The 4405-nt window shown below is 71.7% G+C and carries 2 protein-coding genes; both read right to left on the bottom strand.

The features are described 5' to 3' along the window. Positions 1-85: 85 nt before the first annotated feature. On the bottom strand, positions 86-2383 hold the full coding sequence (locus AC1DYN_RS31605; protein WP_477966612.1) for a phosphoesterase: 2298 nt from the start codon (positions 2381-2383) through the stop codon (positions 86-88). 196 nt (positions 2384-2579) lie between these two features. Next, a partial coding sequence (locus AC1DYN_RS31600; protein WP_477966610.1) for an ATP-binding protein occupies positions 2580-4405 on the bottom strand: 1826 nt, incomplete at its 5' end.

The following is a 4405-nucleotide window of genomic DNA, read 5'->3' as shown; positions in this document are numbered from 1 at the left end:
GCCTTGGCGGGCGCCGGCGCATTGCCGTCGCCGCAGCCCCACAGCGCGCCGGCCGCGGCCAGCGCCGCGATCCAGGCGCCGCGCTTCACTTCAGCGTCCAGACGTTGGTCTGCTGCGCGTCCGGGCCCACCTGCGGTGCGGTCGACAGGTCGGCCGACTGCTTCTGCGTGTAGGTGGACGGGGCCACCCAGGCGTGGTTGATCGGGCGCACGGCGTCGAAGTGGGTGTCCTGGCTGCCGGCGTATTCCGGCAGGTTCAGGATGTTGGCCGCGATGAAGTGCTCGGTGTACTTCGAGCGGTTCATGTACGAGCCCTCGACCGCCGGATCGGCCAGCTGGAACATGTTCTGGAACGTGCGCACCAGCGAGAAGTGGCTGTAGGCGTCGTTGTCCGAGACTCCCTTCGGCGCGTCCGGCTGGTTGGTCAGGATGCCGAAGATGCTCTGGCCGTGGCCGCGGTTGCCGCGCGTGTAGTTGTTGACCGTGGCATCCGGCGTGAAGCTGCCGTCCGGGTTCTGCTTCAGCGGCTGCGACACCGTGCTGTTGGCGACGTTCCAGCCGCAGCAGGAGTTCAGCGCGCCGGTGGCGTTGCCTTCGTCGAACATCAGCACGATGGCGACCCGCTTGTTGCGGTTCTTCCACAGCGGCGAGTCCTGGATGCGCTTGACCAGCGCGTCGACGTAGTTGTCGCCGCGCGCAATGATCGCACCGCCGGTGGCCACCGGCACGTTGTTGGCGACGCTGCTGCAGTCGCTGGCGGTCACCTGCGTCGCGCTGCCGGGCACGGTGCCCTTCACGGTGATGCCGTGCATGTCGTCGCACTGGTCCGGCACCAGGAAGTTCAGCGTGCCGACCTTGCCGCTCGCGAGGTCGGTGCCGAGCTGGTCGACGTCATAGTTCGCGGGCACCTGGTACGCGGTGCCGGCCAGCATCACCGAGTCCCACTGGCCGCCGCCCATCGTGCGGTTGCTGTACTTCCATTCGGGCGCGCTGCGCACGTTCTGGTAGGCCATGCCGGGGTGGTGCTTGGTCTTGTACAGGCCGGCCGGCAGCGGCAGGTTCAGGCCGGTGGTGCCGACCTGCGCGGTGTTGCCCGCCAGCGTGCCCGGCGCGTAGACGTGGTCGGGCGCCACGACCGCGGCATCGGCGACGCTGTCGGTGCGGTAGTCCTGCCCGGGGTTGATCGACTCGTTGTAGGTGCGCCAGGTCAGGCCGGCCGCCGTCAGCGCGTTGAACAGGTTGGGCTTGCCGGTGATGTTGTGGTTCACGCCGACCGCCTGCGTGCAGGTGGCGGCGAACGGCGAGTTCTGCAGGCCCGGCTGGGTCTTGTCGGGCACGGGCAGGTCCTGCACCGCGTTGGCGCCGGTGGCGTCGCAGTTCCACTGGCTGTCGTCGGTGATGCCGAAGTCGTCGGCGCCGCCGAGCGCGGTGTAGTTCGGCTCGCTGGGGTTGCCGGTGGCGAAGTAGCTGGTCAGCTGGTTGCCGGCCTTCAGCAGCGCATTGATCTTCGGCGCGAAGGCGGAGTTGACGATCGACGAGGTGGCCTTGTTCTCCAGCATCACGACGAACACGTTGTCGTAGCGCGGGATGCCTTCGAGGTTGAACGCGGCCTGCTCGGCCTGCGCGAACGTGATCTTGGCGCGCGTGTCGGCCGCGGTGGGCGCGGTGGCGGCGGTCACGCCCGCCATGCCGGCCAGGCGCGGGTCGCCGCCCGGCACGGCGAGCGCGTCGGGGTACAGGTCGCCGCGGTCGAGCTTGGTGATCGCGTAGGTGAAGCGGTTGTCCAGTGCCTTCGCCTCGGCCAGCATCGCGGCCTGCTCGGTGCCGCCGACGCCGTTCACGTCGGCCAGCAGGTTGGCGGCACTGACGCCGATGCGTGCGGCCAGGTTGGCCTTCTCGGCGGCGTAGGTGCTGGCGTTGGCCTCCATCGTGCGGACGACCTCGGACGACAGCGGGCTGATGACGACGCTGCCGCCCCCCTGCTCGATGACCTGGTCGAGCGACGCGCGCAGCACGTCGCGGCTCGCGACCTTGCTGCCGGCGGCGGTGTTGGTGGCATCGATGCCGATGTCGGCGATCAGCGCGGCCTTGTTCGGCATCGCGATCGTGAAGTGCCCCTTCGCATCGGTGGTCACCGGGTTCTCCGAGGCTTCGCAGACGCCGTTGTTGTTGGCGTCGACGCAGACCTTGGCGCCCTGGTAGTACGAGGCCTGCAGCGTCGGGTCGGTGGCGCTGCCGGCGACGAAGTTGGTGCCGGTCACGACGCCGCTGACGGTGGGCGTCGGCGCGGGGCTGCTGCTGTCGCTGCCGCCGCAGGCGCTCAGGGCGGCGGCGGCGAGCAGGGTCAGGGTGGTGGTGAGGGCTGGTGCGGTGATGCTTCGCATGGCGGGGTCCCGATGGGGTGGAGGGGTGAGCGCCGCGGACTCTAGGGAGCGGGTATGACGGATCCGTGTCATGCGGGGCCGCCCGTGCCATTCCGTATCGGCCGGTAACGAGGCGACACCGCGCCAACCCGCATGGCGGCTGGCTTGGCGAGGGGTCGTAAAGAACTGTGGGCGCCTGTGTCGCGAGATGTCGGCGTTAGATTTCGGCCAGCAAGGCACGCAGCGGCTGCAGCTGCCGTTCCAGTTCGCCGAGCATCCCCGGCGGCAGCGGGCTGCCTTGCCGCAGCAGCCCCTCCACCTCGCCGGCCGTCCCGGCCAGCGTCACGGCGCCCAGCGTCGCCGCGGTCGACTTCAGGTCATGCACCAGCCGCAAGGCCAGCGCGGCATCGCCGTCGCGCCGTGCCGCGTCGAAACGCGCGGGCCATGGCTGCAGCGCGTCGCGCGCGGCGCGCAGCACGCGCAGGTAGAGCCCGGTCTGCCCGTCCATGCGGGCCAGCGCGGTCGCCAGGTCGAAGCCGGGCAGGGCCGCCAGCGCCGGCAGCGGCGCCTCGGCCGCGGCGAATGCGGCGATCTCCGGGCGTTCGGCCGGCCCGGCCTCGCCCGCGCCCGCACCGGTGTGCCGCGCGATCACGCGGCGCAGCTGCGCGCGCGAGAACGGCTTGGTCAGGTGCGCCTGGCAGCCGGCCTGCAGGCTGCGCCGCTCATCGTCGGGCATCGCGTTGGCCGTCAGCGCGATCACCGGCACCGGTGCGCTGCCGCGCTCGCGCTCCAGCGCGCGCAGCGCCGCGGTCGCGCGGTAGCCGTCCATGCCGGGCATCTGCACGTCCATCAGCACCAGGTCGTAGGGGCGGGCCGCGAAGCGCTCGATCGCCGCCGCGCCGTCGTGCACCACGTCGAGCCRGTGGCCGTCGCCTTCCAGGTAGGCTTGCACCAGCAGCACGTTCTGCGGGTTGTCGTCGGCCAGCAGCAGCCGCAGCGGCGCCTTCAGCTCGCCGGTCGGCTCGGGCGAGCTCGGCGCCCACACGGCCACCGGCGGCTCGCTGCTGGCCGGCAGGTCGAGCTCGACGTGGAAGCACGAGCCCTGGCCGTCGACGCTGGTCACGCCGATCTGCCCGCCCATCAGAGCGACCAGCCGGCTGCTGATCGTGAGGCCGAGGCCCGTGCCGCCGTAGGCGCGCGCGATGCCGCTGTCGGCCTGCGCGAAGGCCTCGAAGATCGTGCGCTGCTGCGCCGCCGGAATGCCGATGCCGGTGTCGCGCACCTCGAAGCGCAACCGGCCCGGTTGGTCGGCGATGCGCTGCACCGCCAGCGTCACGTTGCCGCGCTGCGTGAACTTGACAGCGTTGCCCAGCAGGTTGCGCAGCACCTGCGCCAGGCGCGGCGCGTCGCCACGGACGACCGGCGGCAGGTCGGTGTCGAACTGCGTCTGCAGGCGCAGCCCCTTCTGCGAGGCCCGCGCCTCGAACAGCACCGTCTGGCTTGCCACCAGCTCGACCAGCGAGAACGGCTGCACATGCATCTGCAGCAGGCCGGCCTCGATCTTGGACAGGTCCAGCAGGTCGTTCAGGATCTCCATCAGGCTCGCACCGGCTGATTGGAACAGCGCGACGTGGCGGCCCTGGCGGTCGTCCAGCTCGGTCTGCGCCAGCAGCTCGGCCGAGCCCAGCAGCGCGTTCATCGGCGTGCGGATCTCGTGGCTCATGTGGGCCAGGAACTCGCTCTTGACGCGGCTCGCGGCTTCGGCGGCGGCGCGCTCGCTCTCCAGGCGCCGTTGCGTGTCCCGTTGCTGGCGCCGCCCCTGCCAGTGCGACAGCGCGGCAAAGCCCGGCGGCACCGCCAGCGCCGGCAGCACCTGCGACAGCTGGCCGGCGGCCAGCGCCGCGGCGGCGTCGAGCAGCAACAGCGCGAGCAGCGTCGCCGCGCTCCAGGCCAGGTCGGGCCCCGCCTGCAGACGGCCGCGCCACAGCGCCGCGGCGGCGGGCAGCAGCGCGAGCAGCCACCACAGCGCGTCGACCGCCGGGC

This window comes from Rhizobacter sp. P2_D12 (genome assembly GCF_056404395.1).
Note: the sequence above shows the minus strand (reverse complement) of the source record. Positions and strands in the feature narration are given on the sequence as shown.

Bases quoted from the DNA above. Each gene is read 5' to 3' on its own strand.
- AC1DYN_RS31605 (WP_477966612.1), bottom strand. From the start codon at position 2,383: ATGCGAAGCATCACCGCACCAGCCCTCACCACCACCCTGACCCTGCTC.